Raw genomic sequence first — 24,320 nt, 5'->3', positions numbered from 1 at the left:
ACTGGAACAACGGACAGCCACATACGTCATTGAGGACGCAGGATGATTTCCAGGTTTTTACTCGCGGCCGCCGGCCTGTTGCTGCTGACGGCCTGTGCCAAGGATGCTGCGCCGCCCGCGCCAGAGGCACAAATCGACACTGCCAGCGTCGAGCTGCATTTCCATGCCATCAGCGGCCTCAACCCCGGCACCACGGGCCAGCCAGCGCCGGTGCGGGTACGGATTTTCGAACTGAAAAACGCCGCGACCTTCAGTCGTGCCGATTACTTCGCCCTGGCGGATCGCGCCCAGCCGACCCTCGGCCTGGACCTGCTGGACCAGGATGAAGTGGTGATCCAGCCCGGCCAGCAATTGAGCCTGCAGCGCGACCTCGACCCGGCCACTCGGCAGATCGGCCTGCTGGTGGGCTATCGCGAACTGGACCGTGCGCAATGGCGCACGGTACTCAGCGTGCCGCCCCGCCAGGCCAGCGAATACCAGATCAGCCTTGATGTGCGCGCCGTACGTGCGCACCTCAGCGTTGCCCCATCCAGTCCTGCCCAATAAGAAGCAATCGGAGCCCCCATGTCCTGGAACAATCGCGTGGTCTGGTCGGAAGGCATGTTCATCGGAACGCAGCACTTCCAGCAGCATGACCGTTACCTGGAAAACCTGATCGATGCCCGCAGCCGTCCGCTGTCGGCCGGCGCCTGGGGGTTTTGCGAACTGCTGATCGACCAGGGCCTGCTGGCCCAGGGCAAGCTGGCGATTGTCTCGGCCCGTGGCCTGTTGCCCGATGGCACGCCGTTCAATATTCCCCAGGATGACCTGGCGCCGAGCCCGCTGAATATCGACGACAACTTGCGTGACGGCCTGGTGTACCTGGCCTTGCCCCTCAAGCGTGCCGGCGCCCGCGACACGGTAGATGAAGGCGAGCCCCTGGGCGCCGCGCGTTACCTGAGCCAGGTGCGCGAGGTGCGCGATGACAACGCACCCTTCGAAAACCGCGCACCGGTGGCCGTCGGTTCCCGTGCCTTGCGCTTGCTCACCGGCGCCGATGGCATCAGCGACTACGCCGCCATCGGCCTGGTGCGCATCAAGGAAAAGCGCGCCGACCGCGCCCTGGTGCTGGATGACAGCTACATCCCGCCGGTGCTCGATGTGGCGGCGAGCAAACCGCTGACGGCGTTTCGCAGTGAACTGCTGGGCCTGCTGCACCAGCGTGGCGAAGCCCTGGCTGGGCGCGTGGTGGCGTCGGGCGCCGGTGGCGCTTCAGAGATTGCCGACTTCATGCTGTTGCAACTGGTCAACCGCGCCCAGCCGCTGATCCAGCACCTGAGCCAGTTGAGCCCGCTGCACCCGGAGCGTTTCTTCAGTGAGCTGGTAAGCCTGGCCGGCGAGTTCTCGACGTTCTCCACCTCAGGGCGGCGCCCTGAGGAATACCCGCGCTATCAGCATGACGACCTGGCCCTGAGCTTCGCCCCGGTGATGCAGGCCCTGCGCGAGGCGCTGTCGATGCTGATCGACAGCAAGGCCACGCCTATCCCGATTGTCGAGAAAGCCTACGGCGTGCACGTGGCAATGCTGGCGGATAAAACCCTGATCGACAGCGCCAGCTTCATCCTCGTGGTCCGTGCCGATGTGCCGGGCGAAACCCTGCGTGCGCGCTTCGGCCAGCAGAGCAAGGTCGGCTCGGTGGAACACATCCGCGACCTGGTCAACCTGCAACTGCCGGGCATCGGCCTGCTGCCGCTGCCGGTGGCGCCACGCCAGATCCCGTATCACGCGGGCTCCACCTATTACGAACTGGACCGCGGCAGCGAACACTGGCAGCAGTTGATCCACTCCGGCGGCTTTGCCTTCCATATCGCCGGGCAGTTCCCGGGCTTGAACCTGGCCTTCTGGGCGATCCGAGGATAATCCGCGATGCATCCCAATGATGACGACCGCACCCAGTTCATGCCGCGCCCGGGTGGCCGTGCGCCGGAGCCTGCACGCGCAGAACCGGCGCCTTTGTCGATGCCGGCGGCGCCGATCCTCACCGGCAAAAGCCAGGGCCTCAACCCCCTGGAAAGCGCCGCCGGCCCGTTGCTGGCGTTGCTGACACGCCTGCGCAACACCATCGCCCATCCCGCGCCATCGAGCCTGCGTGCGCAGTTGCTGGCCTACCTGCGCCAGTTCGAAGAACGCGCCGAGGCGGCCGGCGTGGCCCGTAACGAGGTACTGCTGGCGCGCTACGCGCTGTGCACCGCCCTCGATGAAGCGGTGCTGAGCACCCCCTGGGGCAGCGCCAGTGATTGGGGCAAGCAGAGCTTGTTGATTACCGTGCACAACGAAGCCTGGGGCGGCGAAAAGGTCTTTCAGTTGTTGGATCACTGCCTGCAAAGCCCGCGCGAGCGCCTGTATCTGCTGGAGCTGTTGTACCTGTGCATGTGCCTGGGTTTCGAAGGCCGCTACCGGGTGATGAACGACGGGCGCAGCCAGTTGGAAGCGTTGCGCGAACGCACGGCGGCGGCGATTCGCAGTGCCCGTGGCGAGCATGAGCGCGAGTTGTCGCCCCATTGGCGCGGCGTGACCGTGGCCCGTGATCGCCTGGCGCAATTCATGCCGCCGTGGATTGCAGTCGCCATCGGCCTGGCGTTGTTGCTGGCGCTGTTGTTTGGCTTGCGCCTGAAGCTGGCGTCGGATGCCGAGCCGGTGTTCAAGAACATCCATGCCCTGGGGGAAATCCCGGTGCAGGCCATCGACCGCCCGGTGGCGCAGCCGAAAATCATCGAGCGCCCGCGCCTGGCGGGCTTTCTGGTGGAAGACATCAAGGCAGGCCGGGTCGCAGTGGAAGACGCCGTTGACCGCTCCGTGGTGACGATCCGTGGCGATGAGCTGTTCGCTTCCGCTAGCTCGAGCATTGTCGATGACTACCAGCCCCTGATGCTGCGCATCGCCGATGCCATCCGCAAGGTCAAGGGCCAGGTGCGCGTGACCGGGCACAGCGATAACCGCCCGATTGCCACCCTGCGTTTCCCGTCCAACTGGGCCTTGTCCGAAGCGCGGGCCAAGTCGGTACTGGAGATTCTCGCGGCCAAGACCGGCCAGGGCGAGCGTTTCAGCGCCGAGGGGCGCAGCGATACCGAGCCGGTGGCGACCAACGCCACAGCCGAAGGCCGTGCCCGCAATCGTCGGGTTGAAATCACCGTATTGGCGGAGGGCGTCGAGTGAAGGCGTTTTTCAGTTTCATGATTCGCTGGGTGATCCCTGTGCTGGGCCTGATTGCCCTGGGCCTGATCATCTGGTTTGTCGGGCCGTTGCTCGACGTGCTGGTCCCCGAAGGCCGGCGCTGGGCACTGATCATCCTGGTCTTCGCGGTGTGGATCGCCTACCGCGTGTTTCGCATCATCCAGGCCCGGCGCCAGGCTGGCGAAGTGATGCGCAGCCTGGCCGCCGAAACCCCGGTCGACCCCAACAGCGTTGCCACTGCAGAAGAACTGGCCACCCTGCGCCAGCGCATGGACGAAGCCCTGGCGTTGCTGAAAAAGGCCAAGTTGGGCGGTGACGAGCGGCGCAACCTCTACGAGTTGCCGTGGTACGTGATCATCGGCCCACCGGGCTCGGGCAAGACCACCGCGCTGGTCAACTCCGGGCTGCATTTCCCCCTGGCCGCCCAGTTGGGTGCCGGCGCGGTGCGGGGCGTGGGCGGTACGCGCAATTGCGATTGGTGGTTTACCGATCAAGCCGTGCTGCTGGACACCGCCGGGCGCTACACCACCCAGGACAGCAACTCCACGGTGGATAAAGCGGCCTGGCTGGGCTTTCTCGACCTGCTGAAAAAGCAGCGCGCCCGTCGCCCGATCGACGGCGCCTTTATCGCCATCAGCCTTTCGGACCTGCTGCTAGGCAGCGACGCCGAGCGCGCCGCCCATGCAGCAGCGATCCGCCTGCGCATCCAGGAGTTGTACACCCAGTTGGGCGTGCGCTTCCCGATCTACCTGATGCTGACCAAGCTCGACCTGGTGCCGGGCTTCATGGAGTTTTTCGACAACCTGAGCAAGGAAGACCGCGCCCAGGTGTGGGGCATGACCTTTGCCCTGGACGACGGCAAGCACAGCGACAGCCCGTTGGCCCATTTGCAAAGCGAATTCGCCGGCCTGGAGCAGCGCCTCAACGAGCGCTTGGTGGAGCGCCTGCAACAGGAGCGCGACCCGGCGCGGCGCGACCTGATCTACGGCTTCCCGCAGCAGTTCGGTGCCCTGAAGGATTGCCTGCAAGGCTTCCTCGAAGGCGTATTCAAGCCCAATGCGTTTGAAGAGCGCGTGCTGCTGCGCGGCGTCTATTTCACCAGCGGCACCCAGGAAGGCAGCCCGATCGATCGCCTGATCGGCGCCATGGCCCAGAGCATGAACCTCGACCGCCAGCACCTGGCGCGCCAGAGCGGCACCGGGCGCAGTTATTTCATCGAAAAGCTGTTCAGCGCCGTGGCCTTTGCCGAGCGTGGTCTGGTGGGGGTCAACCCGAAGGTCGAGCGCCGTCGCAAATGGCTGGCCCGTGGCGTCCTGGCCGCCACCGTGGCGGTGGTGTTGGTGGTCAGTACGCTGTGGTGGGTGAGTTATCGCGCGAACCAGGCGTATATCGCCCAGGTCGACCACAAGGTCGCGCCACTGGGCCAGGCCGTGCAGACCCTGAGCCCGGCACAGCGCGAGGTGCTGGCCGTGTTGCCGCTGCTCAACGCGGTGAAGAACCTGGCGGGCGATTCGCCAAGCTGGTCCGAAGGCCTGGGCCTGTATCAGGGCGACATGCTCGAAGCCGAATCAGCCAGTGTCTATCGCAAGCTGCTGATCGCGGTGTTCGCCCCGCGGCTGGTAACGCGCATCGAAGAGCAACTGCACAGCGGCGGCAGTTCCGACTTCCTCTACGAAGGCTTGAAGGCCTACCTGATGCTGGCTGACAGCGAGCATTACGACCCGGACTTCATCAAGGCCTGGATCGCCCTGGACTGGGACCGCAACCTGCCACGCGACCTGCCCGCCGACCAGCGCCAGGCACTGACCGGGCACTTGCAGGCGTTGTTCGATCGTCACCCACCGAATGCGCGACTCGACCCACGGCTGATCGATGACTTGCGTCGGCAGTTGCAACAACTGCCGGTGGCCCAGCGTGTATACGACCGGGTCAAGCGCCACAAGCTGCCCGAAGGCGTGACGGATTTTCGCATCAACGAAGCTGCCGGCCGCGATGCCGCACTGGTATTCAGCCGCAAAAGTGGCAAGCCGCTGGGCGAGCCATTGAGTGGGTTCTTTACTGCCAAGGGCTATCGCCAGGGTTTTTTGCTGACCAGCCTGAACCAGGCCGGCACCCTGGCTGAAGAGCAATGGGTATTGGGGCATGCACCGGCGGATCAACAGAACGTCGCCAGCCTTGCCGCCGATGTGCGGCGCCTGTATTTCCAGGACTATCAGCGCCAGTGGGACGCCTTGCTGGCCGATATCGACTTTGTGCCCATCACCAGCGTGGCCCAGGCGGCCGACGTATTGCGGGTGATTTCCGGCCCGACCTCGCCCCTGAAAAAGCTGCTGGTGGCGGTGGCCAAGGAAACCGATCTGCAGGCTGAAGAGCGCCAACTGGCTGCCAAGGGCGTGCCAGTGGAAGGGGGTGTCGACAAGCTCAAGGAGCGCCTCGGCAGCCTGCTCGGCGAGGCGCAACCGGCGGCCAGCGCGCCAGCCCTCAGCGAAGACCCGGTGACCGCGCACTTTGCCGAACTCAACAGCATCGTCGCCAAGAACGAAGGCGAGCCGGCGGCCATCGACGGCCTGTTGGCGGACATGAATGCGCTGTATGTGCAGGTCAGCGCCATGGTCGGTGCCAGTGGCGATGCCTTGCTCGGCGAAGCCAAGAACCAGGCCGCTGCCGCCGCCACGCGGGTCAGCCTGAATGCCGAGCGCCAGCCGCCGCTGGTACAGGGCATGGTCAAGTCGGTGGTCAACTCCACCACCAACAGCATGATGGGTGGGGTGCGCAATCAACTGAACGCGGCCTGGGTCAGCGAAGTGGTCAACGTTTACCGCCAGTCCCTGGCCGGCCGTTACCCGATGTCCCCTGGCAGTGCCCGCGATGCCACCCTGGACGACTTCGGTCAGTTCTTCGGGGTGGGCGGGGTGATGGACAACTACTTCCGCAAGTACCTGCAGCCCTACGTCGACACCTCCGCGCAGACCTGGCGCTGGCAGCCGGGGGCGGCGCAGAAACTCGGGATCGCGCCGGGTGTGCTGCAAACCTTCCAGCGTGCGGCGACCATTCGTGATGCGTTCTTCCGTGCCGGGGGCACGCAGCCCATCGTGCGTTTCGAGCTCAAGCCGGTGGCAATGGACGCGACCATCACCCAGTTCCTGCTCGACCTCGACGGCCAGCAACTGAGCTACGACCACGGCCCGAGCCGGCCGGTGGCGATGCAGTGGCCGAACCCCGGCAGCAGCGGCGGGGTGCGGATCTCGATCATGCCGCCAGCCGCCAGCGGACGTTCGGGCGTGACCCTGGATGGCCCGTGGGCGTGGTTCCGCCTGCTGGAGCAATCGGAGCTTTCGGCGGGCAATTCGCCGGATCGCTTCAACCTGCGTCTGCGGGTCGATGGCGCCAGCATTGCTTATGAGTTGCGGGCCAACAGCGCCTTCAACCCGTTCAAGAGCCGTGTGCTGAGCGGGTTCAGCCTGCCGGAGCGGTTATGACCACCTTGGGGTTCTACGGCAAGTTGGCCAGTCGCGGGGACTTTGTCAGCCGCGCCTTGCCCCAGAGTTTTATCGGGCCTTGGGACAGTTGGCTGGCCGCCGGTTTGCTGGCCAGTCAACACAGCCTGGGCGGCGATTGGCTCAACGTGTACCTGGTCAGCCCGCTGTGGCGTTTTGTGCTGGCGCCGGGTGTGTGCGGGCCGGATGCGGCGGCGGGGGTGGTGATGCCGAGCATTGATCGGGTCGGGCGGTATTTCCCGCTGGCGGTGGTCGCGTTGTTGGATCACGACGCCAATCCAGCGTCCCTGGTGGGCGGCCCGGATGCCTGGTTCGAGCAGGCCGAGGAGTTGTTGCTCAGCACCCTGGACCCCGGCGCCACGTTCGAAGGGTTCAGCGATGGCCTGGAGCGCCTGGGTTTGCCGGGCAGCGAGGCGCGCGCGTTGGACAGCCGCTTCGCCGGCCTGCAGCGGGTAGCCGCCACCGAGCCCCATGCTCGCATGACGGCCCTTGCCGAACAGGCCTGCGAAGGCGCCAGCCTGTGGTGGGGGCGTGGCTCGCAACGCATTTCCCCCGGTTTATTGCGGTGCCAGGGTTTGCCTGCCGCCGGCGATTTTGCGCAATTTCTGCTCGGACAAGAAGGTGTGGTGTAGATGGGGTCGACGTACAAATCCGCGAGCAAAAGTCATGTGGGCATGGTGCGCCAGGTCAATGAGGACGCGTGCCTGGACTTGCCGCAGAACCGCCTGTGGGTGGTGGCCGATGGCATGGGCGGGCATGCCGCAGGCGATTACGTCAGCAGCTTGATCGTCGACAGCCTGCGCAGCCTGCCGGTGGGCCGGTCACTGGACGAATACACCGCGGCGCTGCGCACCGAGTTGAACCGGGTCAACGCGGACGTGCGCGAAGAAACCGCCAATCGCGGCGTGACCATGATGGGCAGCACCGTGGTGCTGCTGGCCGCACGTGGTCTGCGCGGCGTGTGCCTGTGGGCCGGTGACAGCCGCTTGTATCGCCTGCGCGATGGCGAGTTGGAGCGCATCTCCCGCGACCACAGCTACGTGCAGGACCTGCAGGACAGCGGCCTGCTCAGCGAGGCCGATGCGCGGGTGCATCCACGGGCCAATATCGTCACCCGCGCCATTGGCGTGGAGGCGCGACTGGAGTTGTCGGTGGTCGACCTGTTGATCGCCCCCGGCGACAGTTACCTGTTGTGCAGCGATGGCCTGAACAAGACCGTCGAAGACCACGAGATCCGCGATGTACTGAGCCATGCCGAGCCCGACGAAATTGCCCGCAGCCTGGTGCACCTGGGGCTTAACCGCGGTGCGCCGGACAACATCACCACCCTCGTCGTCAAGGTGTCGCCATGACCCTGATCATCCCTGGCTACGACATCGACGGCGAAATCGGCGAAGGCGCCATGGCCAGCGTATACCTGGCGACCCAGCGATCGCTGGAGCGCAAGGTGGCGTTGAAGGTCATGGCCGCCGCGCTGGCCGCCGACCCGAGCTTTTGCGAACGCTTCCTGCGCGAGGGCAAGACCCTGGCGCGGCTGTCGCACCCGCATACGGTGACGATCCACGACATCGGCAATGTTGGCGAGCTGTATTACATGGCCATGGAATATCTGCCCAACGGCACGCTCAAGGAGCGCATCGCCGCCGGCCTGACGCCGGAACAGGGGCTGGTGTATATCCGCCAGATCGCCTCGGCACTGGGTTACGCCCATGCCCAGGGCCTGGTGCATCGCGACGTCAAGCCGGCGAATATCCTGTTTCGCGCCGATGGCACGGCGGTGCTGTCGGACTTTGGTATCGCCAAGTCCCTGGATGACCGCACGCAGTTCACCCAGGCCGGGTTTGCCGTGGGCACCCCCAGCTACATGAGCCCGGAGCAGGCGCGCGGCCAGGAAATCGACGGCCGTGCCGACCTCTACGCCCTCGGGGTGGTGCTCTATGAAATCCTCGTCGGCCAGTTGCCTTACCGTGGCACCGATGCACTCTCCACGGCCCTGGCACACCTGACCGAGCCCTTGCCGGAGTTGCCGCTGCACCATGGTCGTTATCAAGAGGTGCTGAAAAAGCTCCTGGCCAAGGACCCGGCGCAACGTTTCCCGGATGCCACCGCGCTGCTGCTGGCGCTGGATCGACTGCCGCTGGAAGCACCGAAAGACGCGCTGGAGGCGACCTTGATTCGCCCGGTCAACGACTTGGCCGGGTTAACCCCGGTGTCCATCGAAGTGCCCAGCGCCACTGCGCAGCCGCAAGCGGTGCGCCAGCCGGTGATGGCTCCCACGCCGCCACGTGCGGTGTCCGAGCAGCGGCGCGGCCCGGTGCTGGCATTGGCCGCCGTGGCGGTGGCGGTTGCGCTGGCCATCGGTGGTGCCAGTTACGGGTGGCTGAGTGACGACGCCCCGCTGCCGCCGCCTGCTGCGCCAGGGCCGGTGACGCCTGCTGCCGTCACACCGGTGGCAGCCGATATCGACGGCGGCCAGCGCCCGTTGCTGATGGCCGGCAAGAAAACCCTGTTCCAGCGGGTCCTGAGCAAGCCCGGCGCCAAGCTCTCCAGCGCGGCGGGCGGCGCACCGGGCAAGGCTTTGCCGGCGTTTTCCGTGCTCTATGTGTACCAGCGCAAGGACATCGACGGCAGCCCGTGGCTGCGTGTGGGCGCCGCCACCGATGGGCGCAGCGACGGCTGGTTGCCGGCCGTGCACGTCAGCGACTGGAAGCAGAGCCTGGTACTCAAGTTCACCGAGCGTTCGGGGCGTGCGCCGGTGATGTTCCTGCGCCAGGCCGGCGAGGTGGAAAAACTCCTGGCGGATCCAGTCGCGGCGAAGAACCTGTTGCTCAAGGCGCAGAACAACCCCGGCGACAATCAGCAGGTCCTGGCCCTGGAGCCCGCCGCCAGCGCCGTGCCGCAGAATCAGTTCTACCTGTTGCCGATCTTCGATGCCAAAGAGAGCTTCGACGAGAATGGCCAGCCGGTGCAGTTACTCAATGTGGCGTCCATCGACCCCGGCAGTGCCGCCGCCAAGCCGGCGACCCCGGTGATCAGTGCGAATGCCGATGCGTTCCGCACCGCTGTGGTGCTGGTGGTGGACACCACCGTGTCAATGCAGCCCTACATCGACCAAGTGCGCGACGTCGTCCACGAGTTGCAGACCCGCATCGCCGAGCGTGGCGAGTTGGACAGCGTCAGTTTCGGCATGGTCGGCTTTCGCAGCAGCGTGAAGAAAACCCCGGGCCTGGAATACGTGGCCAAGACCCTGATCACCCTCGATCAGGGCCGCGACCCCCAGCGTTTTCTCGATAGGGCGCGGCAGGTCAAGGCCTCGACCGTTTCCAGTCACGCCTTCAACGAAGACGCGTTCGCCGGGGTGATGCAGGCGGTGAACGGTATGGACTGGTCCGGCTATGGCGGGCGCCTGATCCTGCTGGTGACCGATGCCGGCGCCTTGCGCAAGAACGACCCGTTCGCCGCCACCCAGATGAACGAAGCCGAAGTGCGCCAGGCCGCGCTGGGCAAGCAGATCAAGATCTATGCCTTGCACCTGCGCACCGACGCCGGCAAGAAAACCCATGGCGGCGCCGAGTCCCAGTACCGCACCCTGACCGCCGACGCCAACCCGCAGATCGGCGACCTCTACACAGCGGTGCCGGGCGGTGATGTGCGCAAGCTGGGCGAGCGCGTCGATGAGATCGGCACGGTGTTCGCCAACCTGGTGCACCAAGTGCGCAGCAACACCCCGCAGCCGGTGCCGTTGCTCAGCAACGCGCCGAGCCTGGCGGACAAATCCGCGGCCGTCGGCTATGCCATGCACATGGACTTCCTCGGCCACAAAGGCGCGAGTCAGGCGCCGCAGCTGGTCAGCGCCTGGACCGCCGACCGCGACCTGACCAACCCCGCGCTGCCGGCGTTCCAGGTCTGCGTGATGCTCACCAAATTGCAGCTCAACGACTTGCAGCAGTCGCTCAAACTGATCGTCGATGCGGCGCGCAAGACCCAGACCTCGCCCAAGGATTTCTTCCAGGAAATCGCCAGCGCCTCGGCCTACATGAGCCGCGACCCGCAGGCCTTGCGCAAGGGCGGCAACCTCGCCGATGGCGGCATCCTCGGCGAATACCTGGAAGGCCTGCCGTACCGCAGCAAGTCGCTGAACATGACCCAGGACTTGTGGCTGTCGTTGAGCGTGGCCGAACAGGAAGACTTTATCGATGAGCTGGATTCGAAAATCCGCCTCTTTGAGACCTTCCATAACGACGTGGCCAACTGGGTCCGTTTCGGTGATGCCGAGCCGGGCGATGCGTTGTACCGCGTGCCGCTGTCGACGCTGCCTTGATGCTGAACCTGAGCGCGGTGCACAAGAGCCGGGGCGTCGGTAGCCAGCGCTATAGCCTGGTGATTCCAGGGTTGCACCTGTGCGCGGGGGAGCAATTGGCGATTGTCGGGCCCAGTGGCTGCGGCAAAAGCACCCTGCTGGATCTGTTGGCGTTGGTATTGGCGCCGGATCAGGTGGGCCGGTTTGAATTCAACCAACTGGATATTGAGGGTCTATGGCGGGCCAATCAGCAATCCACGTTGGCCGGGTTGCGCAGCCGGCACCTCGGTTATGTGCTGCAGACCGGCGGCCTGCTGGGTTTTCTCGACGTGCGCAGCAATATTGCCCTGCCCCGGCAACTGTTGGGGCTCAAGGACGATGGCAGCGTGGCGCGCCTGGCGGCGCAGTTGCAGATCAGTGACCAGTTGGCCAAGAAGCCTGGCGCGTTATCGGTGGGCCAGCGTCAGCGCGTGAGTTGCGCCCGTGCCCTGGCCCATGCCCCGCAACTGCTGTTGGCGGATGAGCCAACCGCGTCCCTTGACCCCCTTAATGCCGAGCGTGTCATGCAGGCGCTGCTGGCCCAGGCCCGCGAGCACCGTGCCGCCTGCGTGATCGCCACCCATGACGAGCCCCTGGCCCGCGCCAGTGGCTTGCAGGTGCGGCGCATCAGTTGCCAGCGCGATAGCGACGGTGGCGTCACCGCAACCCTTGGGGAGGCGTGCTGATGCGCATTCCTTTGGTAGCGTCCCTCGCTTGGCAGGATTACCGCGACGATGGCTGGTTGTCGGCCTGTTCGGTGCTGGCGCTGGTGGCCGTGATCGCGCCGCTGCTGGTGTTGTTCGGCCTCAAGTTCGGCCTGGTCAGCAGCCTGACCGAGCGTCTGGAGAATGACCCGGCGACCCGGGAAATCATTCCATTGGGCGGTGGTCGATTCAGCCACGCTTTTGTCGAGCAGCTTGCTCAGCGCAGCGATGTGGCGTTCGCCATCCCACGCACACGGCAGATCGCGGCCACGGCCCAGGTAGGCGCGCTGACCCTGGAAATGTTGCCGACCGCGCCGGGTGATCCGTTGCTGAGCGGGCTGCCAGTGCCCGCAGGCCTGGACCAGATCGTGCTGAGCCACACCGCCGCCGAGAAGCTCGCGGCGCGGCCGGGGGATTGGTTGCAAACCCGCTTTGCGCGGCAAGTGGCCGGGCGTGTCGAGGCCCAGGGCACGCGGCTGCAGGTGCTGGCGGTATTGCCCCTGGAGGCATTCGCCCGGGATGGATTGTTTGCCGGTTTGAGCCTGCTGGAAGCGGCGGAAGATTACCGTGATGGCCGGGCGGTACTGGCGCTGGGTTGGCCCGGTGACGCGGCAGGCGAGGGCGCGCAGCGCGTGTATCCGGGGTTTCGTTTGTATGCGCGCAACCTCAGTGATGTAGAGCCGCTGCGGGTGCATTTCGCCGCGCAGAACCTGTTGGTCTCGACCCAGGCGCTGAGCATCGCCCAGGTGCAGTCGTTGAGCCGCAACTTGTCCATCGTGTTCTGGATCATCGCCGGCCTGGCCTTGGCGGGAGCATTTGCGGCGATCTTCGCCGGGGCGCTGGCGGCGGTGGTGCGCAAGCGTCGGGAGTTGTCGGTGTTGCGCCTGCTGGGGTTTTCCACGGGCGCGCTGTTGCTGTTCGTGACGTTGCAGGCGCTCTACGGCGCAGGGTTTGCCGCGCTGCTCAGTGCCGGCCTGTATGGCTTGGCCGAGGCCGGTTTGAATCGATTATTCGTGCAGGTGCCGGGCGAATACGCCAGCCATCTGCTGGTGCGGCATTACGCCCTGGCGCTGGTCGCGGTGCTCGGCGTCAGCGCCGTGGCGGCCGCGTGTGGTGGGTGGCGTGTGGCGCGTATCCAGGCTTGCGAGGGAATCAGAGATGTATAAGTTGTTGGGCGCCGCCGTGGCGCTGAGCCTGGCTGCTGGGGCGTGGGCCGATGAGGCCGGCGACAAGCTGGACAACCCCAAGCCTTTGGCCGATGACGTCAGCCTGCCGCTGCCGTGCGAGGGCAATATGGTGTTTCGCTACGCCTATGTCTTGGCCCAGGGCACCCTGGACGACCGTGAAGTCAGCCTCGGCTACCCGTTCAGCGAAGGCGAGGCGGGCTACAAGCAGTCGTTTATCTCCGGCTATCGCCGCGACTTCATCAACGGCCAATTCACCCTCAAGGATTTGCCCAAGGGCTGGAACAAGGTCATCGCGCCGCTGATGCCCAAGACCGACGCCAAGACCCCGCTCAAGCCGATGCTCTACTTTATCGGCAAGTACGAAGTGACCGCGCGCCAGTATGCCCAGGTCATGGCCCAGGCCCAGTCGTTGGCCAGCGGCGAGCCAGCCCCGGCGTGCGAGGTGCCTGAGGGCATGGCCGGGCGCCTGCCCAAGGTCAAGCTGTCGCGGTTTGAAGCCGAGCGCTTTGCGGCGGTGTACAGCGCCTGGTTGATGAAATATCACCGCGAGTTGTTGCCGGTCAGTGGTCGCGGATCTTCGGCAGAGGATGGTGGCCTGGGCTTTGTGCGGCTGCCCACCGAAGTGGAATGGGAGTTTGCCGCACGCGGCGGCCAGGCGGTGAGCCGCCAGGACCTCGAAGGCCGGCTGTTCCCACGGCGCATCGAGGGCAGCGACAGCGACGGCCCGCTGGGCGATTGGGCGGTGTTCAACCAGGTCGCCGGCGGCACCGGCCAGGCCGCGCGGCTGATGCCCATCGGCACCAGGTTGCCGAACCCTATCGGCATGTTCGACGTGATCGGCAACGCCGCCGAAATGGTCCAGGAGTCGTTCCAACTGGTCCATGCCGGCCGCCGCCAGGGCACGTATGGCGGCTTTATCGTCAAGGGTGGCAACTACCTGGAAGGCGAGGGCACGCTGTTCACCGGCATGCGCCGCGAGTACCCGCTGTTCGGCGCCGATGGCACCGAGCAAAGCAACGAAACCACCGGTTTTCGCGTAGCGATCGGAGCGCTGTCGGCACCGCGTTCACGCTACAACGAACTGTTTGCGCAGTGGCAGAAAGAGGGGCGCCTGGCCGCGCTGACCGATGCCATCGACGACGCCCAGGACCCGACCAAGCGCCTGGACAGCATCATCGCCGCCAGCGTCGACCCGCGGCTGCAGGCCGAGTTGGGGCTGGTCAACGAAGAGCTCAAGCGCAATGTGTCGCTGATTGCCCAGCAACGTGAGGAAGCGGCCGGCAACCTGATCCAGTCTGCCGCCCTGGTTGCCGAGACCATCAATAACTACAACATCCGCCTGATCAATCTGCAGAAAAGTCGCCAGCAGTCCCTGGACGCCAAGGACGAGGCCAGCGCGCAGCTGTTCGCCACGGCCATCGCCAATGGCCGCAGCGCGCTGGACGGTGCGGTGGCGATCTATATCGACAACCTGGCCACCGGCACGCGCTACACCGATGCGGTGATCCAGGCGCAGTTTCAAAGGGTCAAGCAAGAGTTGGAGCGCAAGCCGGTATTGGGCAAGAGCCTGATGACGCGCGCGACGTTGTTCGTTCGCCATGTCGGTAACTATCGCAAACAACAGCGAGCCGACCCGGCAACGATTTTGAAGGAATTGCTCGCAGCGAGCGGTCAGCGGTCTTGATCGCTCGCAGGCTGGCGAGCTTGGAAGGGACTCAGGCGGCATGGGCCGTGCTGGGCAAGTCAAACTTAAAAGAGAACACACCTATGCTTTTTTCCCGTAAGGCGGTTTCCAAGCGTTACTTGCTGCTGATCGCGGCTGGTTTCAGCACCGTGTTGACTGGTTGCGCCACGTCGCCGGCCTCCAAGGTCGCGTCGAGCACCAAGGTCGAGTACTACCCCAATTGCTACGAGCCTGTGCAGCACTTGCGTGCCACCGATTCGGACATGACCAAGTCGGTCGTCACCGGCGCCGCCCTCGGCGCGGCGGGTGGTGCGCTGCTGGGCGCCTTGACCGGGGATTCGGACAAGCGCGGCCGCAACGCCGCCATTGGTGCAGCGGGCGGTGCCCTGGCAGGTGGCGCGGCGGGTTACTACACCGAGCGCCAGAAGCAGATCAGCGACGACAACCAGCGCATCGCGTCCTACGCCGCTGACTTCAACAAAAGCGCCTCCGACATCGACCGCAGCACCGCGTACGCCAAGGCGTCCCAGCAGTGCTACCAGAGCGCGTTCACCAAGCTTGTGGCCGACCGCAAGGCCAAGACCGTCAACGACACCGAAGGCCGCAAGCGCCTGGCGGAAATCGTCTCCGGCCTCAAGGAGTCCAATGACCTGATCGTCGCGGTCAATGGCAAGGCCAGCGAAGACCTGAACAACTACACCCAGGCCTACGAGAAAGACCTGCAACAGGTGGGTGTGCAGCGTAATGATGTGGTGACCGTGGCCACCGCCGATACCACCAAGACCGTGGTCCCGGCGAAGAAAGGCAAATCCACCGGCAAAGTCGTGACCAAGCGTCCGCCACTGCCAAAGGTGCCGACCGAAGCGGTGAGCACCGAGAAAAGCATCCTGACCGCCAAGGTCAAGCAGACTGAAAGCAAGCAGGTGGCCAGCGCCGGTAAAGCACAGATCGAAGGCACTTGCCGCGATCCGAACCTGGCCGACTGGGCGCCGGTACCTTGCCCTAACGTTTAAGCCAAGTTGTTGCTATAAGCGGTAAACGCCAGCCGATCTCCTGCTAACGCGGGAGATCGGTAGCGTTCCGCGCACAAATCGTTAAACTGCTGCGGCCACCCAATAATTACACTGAGGCCGTGTGCATGAAATTTCGTTTTCTCCTGTGGGTGCTGGGCCTGATGATGGCCAAAGCCAGCCGCAACAACCCCGCGTTCCAGCAGCAGTTGGGTGACAAGGACCTGGCGTTCCAGCTGCAGACCCTCGACGGCAAGGTTGCCCGTCACTTCATCGTCAAAGACCAGCGCATCACTAGCCGCTCGGGTGTCCACCCGGAGCCTGCGTTCGCCATTGCCTTCAAAGACGCCGCCTATGGCTTCGCCACCATGCAGGCGAAGAACAAGCAACTGGCGTTCATGACGGGGATTCAGGACAAGTCGATCCAGATCAAGGGCAACCCGGCGCTGGTGATGTGGTTCCAGGGGTTGACCAAGTACTTGAAGCCGAAGAAAAAGAAGGCCTGAGAGACCGAGTTGGATTCATCGCAGGCAAGCCAGCTCCCACATTTTGATCGCATTCCAACGTTGGAACTCGGTCAACGGTGGGAGCTGGCTTGCCTGCGATAGCGGTTTGACAGACGCCCGCTTCAGCCCTGGCTGAACTGCGACGCCAACTCCCGCAGCAACACCTCAGCATCCAGCACCTTGCTCACCACATCCTCTGCCTTGCTGCGGTCCAGGCCCAGGCGCTCCAGCAGCTCGTCCGGAATCTCGGCTTCGGGCCCCGAGCCAATCCCACGCCCGCGCAGCAAGCGCACGGCCAGGCACACCAGGTTGGGGTATTCGGCGTACTGGCCGTCGTAGCTCGGGTCGTGCTGGAAGCGCAAGGCCGTGGACAGTTCTTGCGGCATGTCCCAGTAACGCATCAGCCAGGCGCCGATCTGCTCGCGGCTGATTCCCAGCAAGTGTTGCTCGACATAGCTGTGGCACAGGTGCGGGTTGACCTCCAGGTGCCGGCAGATCAGTGAGAAGTGCGGCGGGAACACGTGGGCCAGCAACAGATAGCCAAAGTTGTGCAGCAGGCCCGCCAGGTAGGTCAGGCCGGCTTCCGGGCGCTGGGCGCGGGGCATGGCGCGGGTCAGGCCTTCGATCACCGCCGCGGTGTAGATCGACTGGTGCCAGTAAGGCGTGGCCTGTTGCGGATGGTCCTTGGGCAGGCTCAGGGTCTTGCCCAGCGCCAGGCCCAGGGCGAGGTTGATCACCAGGTCGAAGCCCAGCACGCGGACAATGGCGTCCTCTACCGAGCGGATCTTGCCCGGCGAGGCGTAGTACGGCGATGCCGCCCAGCTCACTACTTGCGCGGCCAGGGCCGGGTCGGTTTCCACGACGCCAGTGATGTCATCGATGGTCGCGTTGGGATCGACCCGCAGCTTGATGATCTTCTGCGCGGTGTCGGCCAGCGGCGGGATCTCGATGGTGGCTTCCAGGCGTTGCTGGATACGCCGGGCGGTAAACGCCTGCATCGCTTGGGAGATCTCGTCGCGGTCGTCGTTGGGGCGGTCGAAGTTGGGCCGGATGCTGCTCAAGGGCTCGCCGAAGTTGGCCGCACTGGCCTTGCTCAGCATGCGCTTGAAGTCATCGCTGGCGATTTCCAGCAGCACCGTGGCTTCGCCCGAATGCACCAGTAAGGTCGGCTCGCGTAGCAGGCTTTCTTCGTACAGGCACGGCGAACTGGTCAGCGGTGGCAGGCCAGGCAGCAGGCTCAGGCTGTGTTTGCCGAGCATGCGCTCCAGGCGTTCCGGTGCCACGGCGGTGAGGTTGCGGCCGGTCAGTTCGGTAAGGCGATTGAGATCCAGCAGTTGGCTCTGGGGGAACAGCACCATCAGGGCGCCCACGGCATCGTCGAGCAGCACCGCTTGAACCTTGCGAGCGGGGTTCAGGCCTGGATGTTCGATGACTTCCTTGTAGCTGACGGCGAGTTTTGCGAGCAGGTCCCGAATGACCGAGGGTGCGGTCGGTGGGGCTGTGGCGTGGGCTACTTCTGACATGGCCGGATCCAATTTCCTACATTTGCTTGGAGTATAACCAGCTTGGTCCGGCTGAGGGGGGTCTAACTGTGGTTTGTGATGGTGGTCCCCATTCCTGTAGGAGCGAGCTTGCTCGCGAAGAACCTTGACGGTGACGCGGGGCACCGCCATATCCGTGGCGCCTGGGTGTTCTTCGCGAGCAAGCTCGCTCCTACAGGGGGGCTGGGTCAGACCTGACCGTATTGCTGGCCGTGGCGCAGCCAGCGATCCAGCAGCGGGCTGACGTGGTGCGGCCAGCGTTCCAGCAGGGCCTGGGCGGCGTCGCGCACGGCGGGCAGCAGGTCGGCGTCGCGCATCAGGTCGGCCACCTTGAACTGCAGCAGCCCGGTCTGGCGGGTGCCGAGCATCTCGCCGGGGCCGCGCAGTTCCAGGTCCTTTTCGGCGATCACGAAGCCGTCGTTGGTCTCGCGCATGATCCCCAGGCGCTGGCGGCCAATCTGCGACAGCGGTGGATGGTAGAGCAGCACGCAGTGGCTGGCGGCACTGCCCCGGCCGACACGGCCGCGCAGTTGGTGCAGTTGCGCCAGGCCCAGGCGTTCGGGGTTTTCGATGATCATCAGGCTGGCGTTGGGTACATCCACGCCGACTTCAATCACGGTGGTGGCCACCAGCAGTTGCAGGTTGCCGGCCTTGAACTCGGCCATCACCGCGGCTTTTTCCGCAGGTTTCATGCGCCCATGGATCAGCCCGACCTTGAGCTCGCCCAAGGCGCTGGTGAGGTCTTCGTAGGTGGTTTCGGCAGCCTGGCAGGTCAGCTCTTCGGATTCTTCGATCAGCGTGCACACCCAATAGGCCTGGCGCCCTTCGGCGCAGGCGCCGCGCACGCGTTCGATCACTTCGACGCGGCGGGTGTCGGTGACCAACACCGTGTTGACAGGCGTTCGGCCCGGCGGCAGTTCGTCGAGGATCGAGGTGTCGAGGTCGGCGTAGGCACTCATGGCCAGCGTGCGTGGGATCGGGGTGGCGGTCATGATCAACTGGTGCGGGTTCATTCGCCCGCCCACGCCTTTTTCACGCAGGGCCAGGCGTTGCTGCACGCCGAAACGGTGCTGCTCGTCGATGATCACCAGGGCCAGGTTCTTGAATTTAACCTCATCCTGGAACAGCGCGTGGGTGCCGACCACCATCGGCGCGCCGGCGGCGATCTGCTCCAGGGCGGCCGTGCGGTTCTTGCCTTTGAGCTTGCCCGCCAGCCACGCCACTTCCAGGCCCAGGGGGTCGAGCCAGCGCTTGAAGGTGATGAAGTGCTGTTCGGCGAGGATCTCGGTCGGCGCCATCAGCGCCACCTGGTAACCAGCCTCCAGGGCCTGCAGCGCAGCCAGGGCGGCGACCACGGTCTTGCCGGCCCCGACATCGCCCTGGATCAGGCGCAGCATGGGTTCTTTCTGACTCAGGTCGTAGGCGATTTCATTGCCTACGCGCTGCTGCGCACCGGTCGGCGCAAAACCGAGGTTGGCCAGGTATTGCGCGGGCAGGCGCGTGGCCTTGGGCATCGCTGGCGCGCGCAGGGAACGCATGCTTTCGCGCAGGCGTTGCTGGGACAGTTGATGGGTCAGCAGCTCTTCGAAGGCCAGGCGATGTTGGGCCCAGTGATGACCCAGGGCCAACTCATCCACGTCCGCGTCGGCCGGTGGATGATGCAGGTAGCGGATCGCGTCAGCCAGGGGCGCCAACTGATAATCGCGGGCCAGCTCTTGCGGCAGCCAGTCGGGCAGGCTTTGCGGGCCGAGCAGGGTCAGGGTTTGCATGCATAGCTGGCGCAGGCGCTGTTGCGTCAGGCCTTCGGTGAGCGGGTAGATGGGGGTGAGGGTGGTGTCTACCGGCGGCGGTTCGTCGCCGGTAATGGCGCGATATTCCGGATGGTAGATTTCCAGGCCCGATGCGCCCGGCCGGGCTTCGCCGTAGCAACGCACACGAGTGCCACGCTTGAGGCCTTCCTTTTGCGCGTTGCTGAAATGGTAGAAGCGCAGGCTCAGGCCACCGGTGCCGTCCTGCAGGCGCACCACCAGGCTGCGGCGCTTGCCCATCACCACATCTGCACCGCTGACGGTGCCTTCGACCACCGCATCCTGCCCAGGGCGCAGATGGCCGATGGGCACTACGCGGGTGCGGTCCTGATAGCGCAAGGGCAGGTGAAACAGCACGTCCTGGAGGTTTTCCAGGCCAACCTTGGCCAGTTTCTCGGCCATGGCGTCACCGACACCCTTGAGTGCCGTCACCGACACCTGCGACAGCTCTGTCATACGCTTGCTTAGCTCGCAGCAGGCGGCTTGGCCACCGAACACAGGCGGATCGAGTCGGCGAGGATATCAATCGCTTTCGGGCGCGGGAAACTGGCACGCCAGGCAATCGCCACGGTACGGAACGGCACGGGCGGGGTGAGCGGACGCACTTCAATCACGCCGGCGGCGTAGTGATGGCTGTCCACGGCCGACAACGGCAGGATCGAAATACCCAGGCCGGACGCCACCATATGGCGAATAGTCTCCAGGGAGCTGGATTCGACCGTGGTGTGCTTGGCGCCGTCGTTGCCCTTGGTCAGGGTCGGGCAGGCTTCCAGGACCTGGTCGCGGAAGCAGTGACCCTCACCGAGCAGCAGCAGGCTCTTGTCGTTGAGCAGGCCAGCGTCGATCGTGTCTTTCTTCGTCCACGGGTGAGAGGCGGGCATCAGCACATAGAACGGCTCGTCGTAGAGCGGCAATGTCAGCACGTCGGCTTCATTGAACGGCAGGGCGATGATGATCGCGTCCAACTCACCGTTGCGCAGTTTGTCGCGCAGTACGTGGGTGAAGTTTTCTTCGATATACAGCGGCATCTGCGGCGCGACGCGGTGCAGTTGCGGGATCAGGTGCGGGAACAGGTATGGGCCGACGGTGTAGATCGCGCCGACTTTGAGCGGGGCCGTCAGTTGGTTCTTGCCGGCCTGGGCCAGTTCACGAATGCTCTGGGCCTGCTCCAGCACCTTCTGGGCCTGGGCGACAATGCCTTCGCCGACCGGGGTGAGGCGCACGGCGCTTTTGCTGCGCTCGAAAATCAGCACACCGAGTTCGTCTTCAAGCTTTTTCACGCCCACCGACAGCGTCGGCTGGCTGACATGGCAACGTTCGGCGGCATGGCCGAAGTGTTGCTCTTGGGCGAGGGTCACGATGTAGCGTAATTCTGTAAGAGTCATAGCGGGCGTCCATGAGGTTGCGGGCCAAGCATACCGGCTGCAATCGATAGGCGCACGTTATCAGAACTAGAGTGGGGATTGAGCGGTTTGTGCGGGGGATTTTGCTTAACGCTCAAGCGGGTCCTGAATGTGAGAGGGGGCTTGTCGGATCGCCGCACCGCCGCGATCCGACAAGCCCGTTCCCACTGGGTCAGCGGCGGCGCTTCTCGATGTTGTAGACAAACGGCGCAACGATTTCGATGCTGCCGTTTTTCAACATATCGGCCGGTGGCTTGGGCAGCGGCTGGGCACGACGGATCATCTCCAGGGTAGCGCGGTCCAGATCGGCGTTGCCGGAGCGGCCCACCAGCTCATAGGACAGCACCTTGCCTTCGGCATCCACCACGAACCGCAAGCGGTTCAAGCCTTCCTTGCCACGGGCCTGGGCGCCTGGCGGGTACTTCTTGTACTTCGCCAAGTGACCGAGCAGCGTACTTTCCCACGTTGCCTTGGCCGCGATCTGCGCCGGCGAAGGGCCGGGTTGCGGCTGCGCGGACTTTTCCGAAGGCGCATTATTCGCCGGGCTTTCGCTTGGCGGATCCTCGGAAGGTTTCTCCTTGGGCGGCTCGATCTTCTTCTCAGGCTTGGGCGGCTGTGGCTTGGGCTTGGGTTTGACCGGCTTGGGCACGGAAATCGTCGGCTTGGGGGCCTCTGCCAGTTTCGGCAATGGCAGCTCTTCCACCGGTGCTGGCGGTTGTGGAGGCGTCACCACCTTCGGCGGGGCCGGAGGCGGTGGTGCCGGCAGCGGCGCTAGGTCGATGACCATGGCTGCCGGTGGCAACTGCACCATATGTGGCGCCGACCACTGGTACGCGAGGATGATCGCGACGGCATGGACGCCCAGCACGACGGCGAGGCTGGTGCCATAACGCGTCAGTTTGTGGCGCGTCGTGATCATTTTTTGGCTGCCGTCTCAAGTCCGACCAGACCGACCTTGAGGTAGCCGGCTGCCCGCAGGGCATCCATCACGCTCATCAGGTCGCCGTAGTCCACGCCTTTGTCGGCCTGGAAGAAGATCGTCGTGTCTTTCTTGCCCTGGGTACGGGCGTCGAGCACCGCGCCGAGGGTTTCGGATTTGACTTCTTCTTCGCCCAGGAACAGGCGCTGGTCCGCCTTGACACTGAGGAACACCGGTTTCTCCGGCCGGGGCGCGGGTTTCGCGCTGGAGGCGGGGAGGTCGACCTTGATGTCCACCGTAGCCAAGGGTGCTGCCACCATGAAGATGATCAGCAGCACCAGCATCACGTCGATAAACGGCGTGACGTTGATTTCGTGGTTCTCGACGAGCTCGTCGTCACCTTGATTCAAATGCAGGCCCATGGCCGATTACCCCACTTTCACCATGTGCGGTTGCGAGCTGCGCTCGGTAGGCAGGTGATCGAGGTCACGGCTGACCAGCAACAGGACTTCTGCCGAAGCGTCCGACACCTGGGCCTTGTAGCCGGCGATCGAACGGGCGAACACGTTGTAGATCACCACCGCAGGAATCGCGGCGACCAGGCCCAGCGCAGTTGCCAGCAGGGCTTCGGCGATGCCGGGGGCGACAACGGCGAGGTTGGTGGTCTGGGTCTTGGCGATGCCGATGAAGCTGTTCATGATGCCCCACACGGTACCGAACAGACCGACGAACGGCGCGGTGGAACCGATGGTTGCCAGCACGCCGGTGCCGTTGCTCATGTTGCGACCGCAGGCCGCTACCAGGCGCTCGAGGCGGAAGCTCACGCGTTCCTTGATGCCTTCTTTTTCGCGGGTGTTGGCCGACAGGCGCATTTCTTCCAGTGCGTCGTGCACCAGCAGGTGCGCCAGGGTGCCCTTGATGGCCGCGCTTTCGCTGGCTTCTTTAAGGGTGGTGGCTTTTTTCAGGTTGACGATTTCATTGCGCAGGCGGCGTTTGGCGCCCAGCAGTTCGAAGCCTTTGGCGATCCAGATGGTCCAGGTGATGATCGAGGCGATGGCCAGGCCGATCATCACGATCTTCACGATGATGTCAGCGTTCTGGTACATGCCCCACGGCGACAGGTCGTGTGCCATGCCCAGGGTGTTGTCTTCTTCCAGGACCACGCCGGTTTCATCTTCCGGGGTCACACCCTCGGCGGCGACCGGGTCGGTGGCGGCAGGTGCGGCAGCCGGGGCACCTGGTACGGCGGCATTTTGCTCAGGTGCGGCGGCCGCAGCTGGGGCTGGTGCCGTAGCGGCAGGCGGGGTTGCCGGCGCCGTGGCATCTGCAAACGCGGCGGTCGGTGCCAGCAGGGCGCTGAACAGCACCGCAGCAATCGCGCGCCAGGCGCGGGATGGGCTGTGAGGCTTGGTTGGCGAAGCGGGGAGGTTATTGCGTGTCATGCTGGCCGGACCTGAGAGTTGAAAATAAGTAGTTGTCCTGCCAGGCCAGAGGACGGCCGAGGACAAATGGGCGGTTATTATTGCAAGTAATTCTTGTTAACAGAAGTAATACAGTAACTTTATTTGTGCTATTTCTGGCCGCTGGTCACCTGTGAGGGCTAATCTAGACCTTTGAGAACGGAGTTTTGTGATGTCTGCGCCTTCTGTGGTGATTGCCGGTTGTGGTGATGTAGGTAGTCGGCTGGCGAGTCAATTGCTGGCCGCGGGATGGGAGGTTCATGGCCTGCGGCGCAATGTCGCGCGCTTGCCGGAAGGGGTGATCGGCATCGCCGGCGACCTGTTCAATAAAGAGTGTCCCGACACGTGGCCGATCGGCGGCGTGGATTACCTGGTGTACTGCGCCGCTGCAACCGATCACGACGAGGCGGGCTACCGCAAGGCTTATGTCCAGGGCCTGCAGCATGTGCTGGAGTGGCTGGGCGACTATGGCCAGGAGCCCAAGCACCTTGTTTTCGTCTCCAGCAGCAGTGTCTACGGCCAGCAAAACGGTGAATGGGTCGATGAAACCTCGCCCACCCAGGCCGTCGGCTATTCCGGGCAGGTGATGTTGGAAGCCGAGCAAGTGGCGTTCGACAGCGGTATCCCGGCTACGACTGTGCGCTTGACCGGGATCTACGGGCCTGGGCGTGAGTGGTTGTTGAGCCAGGTGCGCCAAGGCTATCGCGTGGCGGTCGAGCCGCCTTTATATGGCAACCGCATACATGTCGATGACGCGGCAGGCCTGCTGGCTTATCTGCTGCTGCATGTAGAGCAGGGCGGGGCGTTGGAGAAGGTCTATATCGGTGTCGACAACGCGCCCGCACCGCTGGCCGAAGTCGTGGACTGGCTGCGTGGCTACCTTGGGGTGACCGAATGGGCCGAAGACGCCAGCGTGCGCCGCGCGGGCAGCAAGCAGTGCAGTAATGCGCGGGCTAAGGCACTGGGCTGGTCGCCCACCTATCCGAGTTACCGCGAAGGCTACGCGGCCATCCTCAAAGGCTGAGCACTACCGGCTTGAGTGGGAGCTG

Annotated in this window: 19 protein-coding genes; 13 read left to right on the top strand and 6 right to left on the bottom strand. The window is 64.6% G+C overall.

All coding sequences use genetic code 11. From position 1 onward, the window contains the following. Positions 1–42: 42 nt before the first annotated feature. The 12 genes from tssJ to BHC62_RS01630 all read left to right on the top strand — a co-directional run bounded on the left by tssJ (position 43) and on the right by BHC62_RS01630 (position 16,140). Positions 43–546: a type VI secretion system lipoprotein TssJ gene (tssJ, locus tag BHC62_RS01685; RefSeq protein WP_029289868.1), complete on the top strand. Its 504-nt coding sequence runs from the start codon at positions 43–45 to the stop codon at positions 544–546. A gap of 18 nt (positions 547–564) precedes the next feature. Beyond that, positions 565–1,899, top strand: coding sequence for a type VI secretion system baseplate subunit TssK (gene tssK / locus BHC62_RS01680; RefSeq protein ID WP_070994066.1), 1,335 nt, complete (start codon positions 565–567; stop codon positions 1,897–1,899). A 6-nt stretch (positions 1,900–1,905) separates the two neighbouring features. Next, entirely contained in the window at positions 1,906–3,195 is a 1,290-nt protein-coding gene (locus tag BHC62_RS01675; protein WP_032856783.1) for a DotU family type VI secretion system protein, read from the top strand. Continuing rightward, positions 3,192–6,692: a type VI secretion system membrane subunit TssM gene (tssM, locus tag BHC62_RS01670; protein ID WP_070994065.1), complete on the top strand. Its 3,501-nt coding sequence runs from the start codon at positions 3,192–3,194 to the stop codon at positions 6,690–6,692. The genes BHC62_RS01675 and tssM overlap by 4 nt, the downstream gene beginning before the upstream one ends. Beyond that, on the top strand, positions 6,689–7,342 hold the full coding sequence (gene tagF / locus BHC62_RS01665) for a type VI secretion system-associated protein TagF (protein ID WP_070994064.1): 654 nt from the start codon (positions 6,689–6,691) through the stop codon (positions 7,340–7,342). Before tssM ends, tagF begins: the two co-directional genes overlap by 4 nt. Next, the gene (locus BHC62_RS01660; RefSeq protein ID WP_029289857.1) at positions 7,343–8,062 is read left to right on the top strand and encodes a PP2C family serine/threonine-protein phosphatase; all 720 of its coding nucleotides are present in this window, start codon (positions 7,343–7,345) and stop codon (positions 8,060–8,062) included. Then, complete coding sequence (locus BHC62_RS01655; protein WP_070994063.1) at positions 8,059–11,031, top strand: serine/threonine-protein kinase; 2,973 nt, start codon at positions 8,059–8,061, stop codon at positions 11,029–11,031. The genes BHC62_RS01660 and BHC62_RS01655 overlap by 4 nt, the downstream gene beginning before the upstream one ends. Further along, a complete protein-coding gene (locus tag BHC62_RS01650) occupies positions 11,031–11,735 on the top strand; it encodes an ABC transporter ATP-binding protein (protein WP_070994062.1) in 705 nt (234 codons plus the stop codon). Before BHC62_RS01655 ends, BHC62_RS01650 begins: the two co-directional genes overlap by 1 nt. Next, complete coding sequence (locus BHC62_RS01645) at positions 11,735–12,919, top strand: ABC transporter permease (protein ID WP_070994061.1); 1,185 nt, start codon at positions 11,735–11,737, stop codon at positions 12,917–12,919. Before BHC62_RS01650 ends, BHC62_RS01645 begins: the two co-directional genes overlap by 1 nt. Next, the gene (locus BHC62_RS01640) at positions 12,912–14,624 is read left to right on the top strand and encodes an SUMF1/EgtB/PvdO family nonheme iron enzyme (RefSeq protein WP_070994060.1); all 1,713 of its coding nucleotides are present in this window, start codon (positions 12,912–12,914) and stop codon (positions 14,622–14,624) included. The genes BHC62_RS01645 and BHC62_RS01640 overlap by 8 nt, the downstream gene beginning before the upstream one ends. Before the next feature lie 83 nt (positions 14,625–14,707). Then, on the top strand, positions 14,708–15,637 hold the full coding sequence (gene tagQ, locus BHC62_RS01635; protein WP_070994059.1) for a type VI secretion system-associated lipoprotein TagQ: 930 nt from the start codon (positions 14,708–14,710) through the stop codon (positions 15,635–15,637). A gap of 125 nt (positions 15,638–15,762) precedes the next feature. Beyond that, entirely contained in the window at positions 15,763–16,140 is a 378-nt protein-coding gene (locus BHC62_RS01630; RefSeq protein ID WP_029289848.1) for a hypothetical protein, read from the top strand. A gap of 122 nt (positions 16,141–16,262) precedes the next feature. Here BHC62_RS01630 and BHC62_RS01625 read toward each other — a convergent pair whose 3' ends face one another. The 6 genes from BHC62_RS01625 to exbB all read right to left on the bottom strand — a co-directional run bounded on the left by BHC62_RS01625 (position 16,263) and on the right by exbB (position 23,253). Then, positions 16,263–17,663, bottom strand: coding sequence for an aminoacyl-tRNA deacylase and HDOD domain-containing protein (locus tag BHC62_RS01625; RefSeq protein ID WP_070994058.1), 1,401 nt, complete (start codon positions 17,661–17,663; stop codon positions 16,263–16,265). A gap of 206 nt (positions 17,664–17,869) precedes the next feature. After that, on the bottom strand, positions 17,870–19,945 hold the full coding sequence (recG, locus tag BHC62_RS01620; protein ID WP_070994057.1) for an ATP-dependent DNA helicase RecG: 2,076 nt from the start codon (positions 19,943–19,945) through the stop codon (positions 17,870–17,872). An 8-nt stretch (positions 19,946–19,953) separates the two neighbouring features. Continuing rightward, positions 19,954–20,874: a hydrogen peroxide-inducible genes activator gene (locus BHC62_RS01615; RefSeq protein WP_029289842.1), complete on the bottom strand. Its 921-nt coding sequence runs from the start codon at positions 20,872–20,874 to the stop codon at positions 19,954–19,956. Positions 20,875–21,064: 190 nt separating this feature from the next. Next, positions 21,065–21,811 carry an energy transducer TonB gene (locus BHC62_RS01610; RefSeq protein ID WP_029289840.1) on the bottom strand — a complete coding sequence of 249 codons (747 nt, stop codon included), beginning with the start codon at positions 21,809–21,811 and terminating at the stop codon, positions 21,065–21,067. Beyond that, positions 21,808–22,233 (bottom strand): TonB system transport protein ExbD, encoded by a 426-nt coding sequence (exbD, locus tag BHC62_RS01605; protein ID WP_029289838.1) that lies wholly within the window; start codon positions 22,231–22,233, stop codon positions 21,808–21,810. Before exbD ends, BHC62_RS01610 begins: the two co-directional genes overlap by 4 nt. A gap of 6 nt (positions 22,234–22,239) precedes the next feature. Then, a complete protein-coding gene (exbB, locus tag BHC62_RS01600) occupies positions 22,240–23,253 on the bottom strand; it encodes a tonB-system energizer ExbB (RefSeq protein ID WP_029289836.1) in 1,014 nt (337 codons plus the stop codon). A 190-nt stretch (positions 23,254–23,443) separates the two neighbouring features. Here exbB and BHC62_RS01595 point away from each other — a divergent pair, with 190 nt between their 5' ends. Then, a complete protein-coding gene (locus tag BHC62_RS01595; RefSeq protein WP_029289834.1) occupies positions 23,444–24,295 on the top strand; it encodes an NAD-dependent epimerase/dehydratase family protein in 852 nt (283 codons plus the stop codon). Positions 24,296–24,320 lie beyond the last annotated feature (25 nt).

Origin of the sequence: Pseudomonas sp. 06C 126 (assembly GCF_001855215.1) — a bacterium.
Taxonomy (GTDB): domain Bacteria; phylum Pseudomonadota; class Gammaproteobacteria; order Pseudomonadales; family Pseudomonadaceae; genus Aquipseudomonas; species Aquipseudomonas proteolytica.
This window is presented reverse-complemented; position numbering and strand designations above follow the sequence as displayed.

Excerpts from the sequence above, each read along its gene's own strand:
- tssJ (WP_029289868.1), top strand. The coding sequence starts at position 43 with ATGATTTCCAGGTTTTTACTCGCGGCCGCCGGCCTGTTGCTGCTGACG.
- tssK (WP_070994066.1), top strand. The coding sequence starts at position 565 with ATGTCCTGGAACAATCGCGTGGTCTGGTCGGAAGGCATGTTCATCGGA.
- BHC62_RS01675 (WP_032856783.1), top strand. The coding sequence starts at position 1,906 with ATGCATCCCAATGATGACGACCGCACCCAGTTCATGCCGCGCCCGGGT.
- tagF (WP_070994064.1), top strand. The coding sequence starts at position 6,689 with ATGACCACCTTGGGGTTCTACGGCAAGTTGGCCAGTCGCGGGGACTTT.
- BHC62_RS01660 (WP_029289857.1), top strand. The coding sequence starts at position 7,343 with ATGGGGTCGACGTACAAATCCGCGAGCAAAAGTCATGTGGGCATGGTG.
- BHC62_RS01655 (WP_070994063.1), top strand. The coding sequence starts at position 8,059 with ATGACCCTGATCATCCCTGGCTACGACATCGACGGCGAAATCGGCGAA.
- BHC62_RS01650 (WP_070994062.1), top strand. The coding sequence starts at position 11,031 with ATGCTGAACCTGAGCGCGGTGCACAAGAGCCGGGGCGTCGGTAGCCAG.
- BHC62_RS01645 (WP_070994061.1), top strand. The coding sequence starts at position 11,735 with ATGCGCATTCCTTTGGTAGCGTCCCTCGCTTGGCAGGATTACCGCGAC.
- BHC62_RS01640 (WP_070994060.1), top strand. The coding sequence starts at position 12,912 with ATGTATAAGTTGTTGGGCGCCGCCGTGGCGCTGAGCCTGGCTGCTGGG.
- tagQ (WP_070994059.1), top strand. The coding sequence starts at position 14,708 with ATGCTTTTTTCCCGTAAGGCGGTTTCCAAGCGTTACTTGCTGCTGATC.
- BHC62_RS01630 (WP_029289848.1), top strand. The coding sequence starts at position 15,763 with ATGAAATTTCGTTTTCTCCTGTGGGTGCTGGGCCTGATGATGGCCAAA.
- BHC62_RS01625 (WP_070994058.1), bottom strand. The coding sequence starts at position 17,663 with ATGTCAGAAGTAGCCCACGCCACAGCCCCACCGACCGCACCCTCGGTC.
- recG (WP_070994057.1), bottom strand. The coding sequence starts at position 19,945 with ATGACAGAGCTGTCGCAGGTGTCGGTGACGGCACTCAAGGGTGTCGGT.
- BHC62_RS01615 (WP_029289842.1), bottom strand. The coding sequence starts at position 20,874 with ATGACTCTTACAGAATTACGCTACATCGTGACCCTCGCCCAAGAGCAA.
- BHC62_RS01610 (WP_029289840.1), bottom strand. The coding sequence starts at position 21,811 with ATGATCACGACGCGCCACAAACTGACGCGTTATGGCACCAGCCTCGCC.
- exbD (WP_029289838.1), bottom strand. The coding sequence starts at position 22,233 with ATGGGCCTGCATTTGAATCAAGGTGACGACGAGCTCGTCGAGAACCAC.
- exbB (WP_029289836.1), bottom strand. The coding sequence starts at position 23,253 with ATGACACGCAATAACCTCCCCGCTTCGCCAACCAAGCCTCACAGCCCA.
- BHC62_RS01595 (WP_029289834.1), top strand. The coding sequence starts at position 23,444 with ATGTCTGCGCCTTCTGTGGTGATTGCCGGTTGTGGTGATGTAGGTAGT.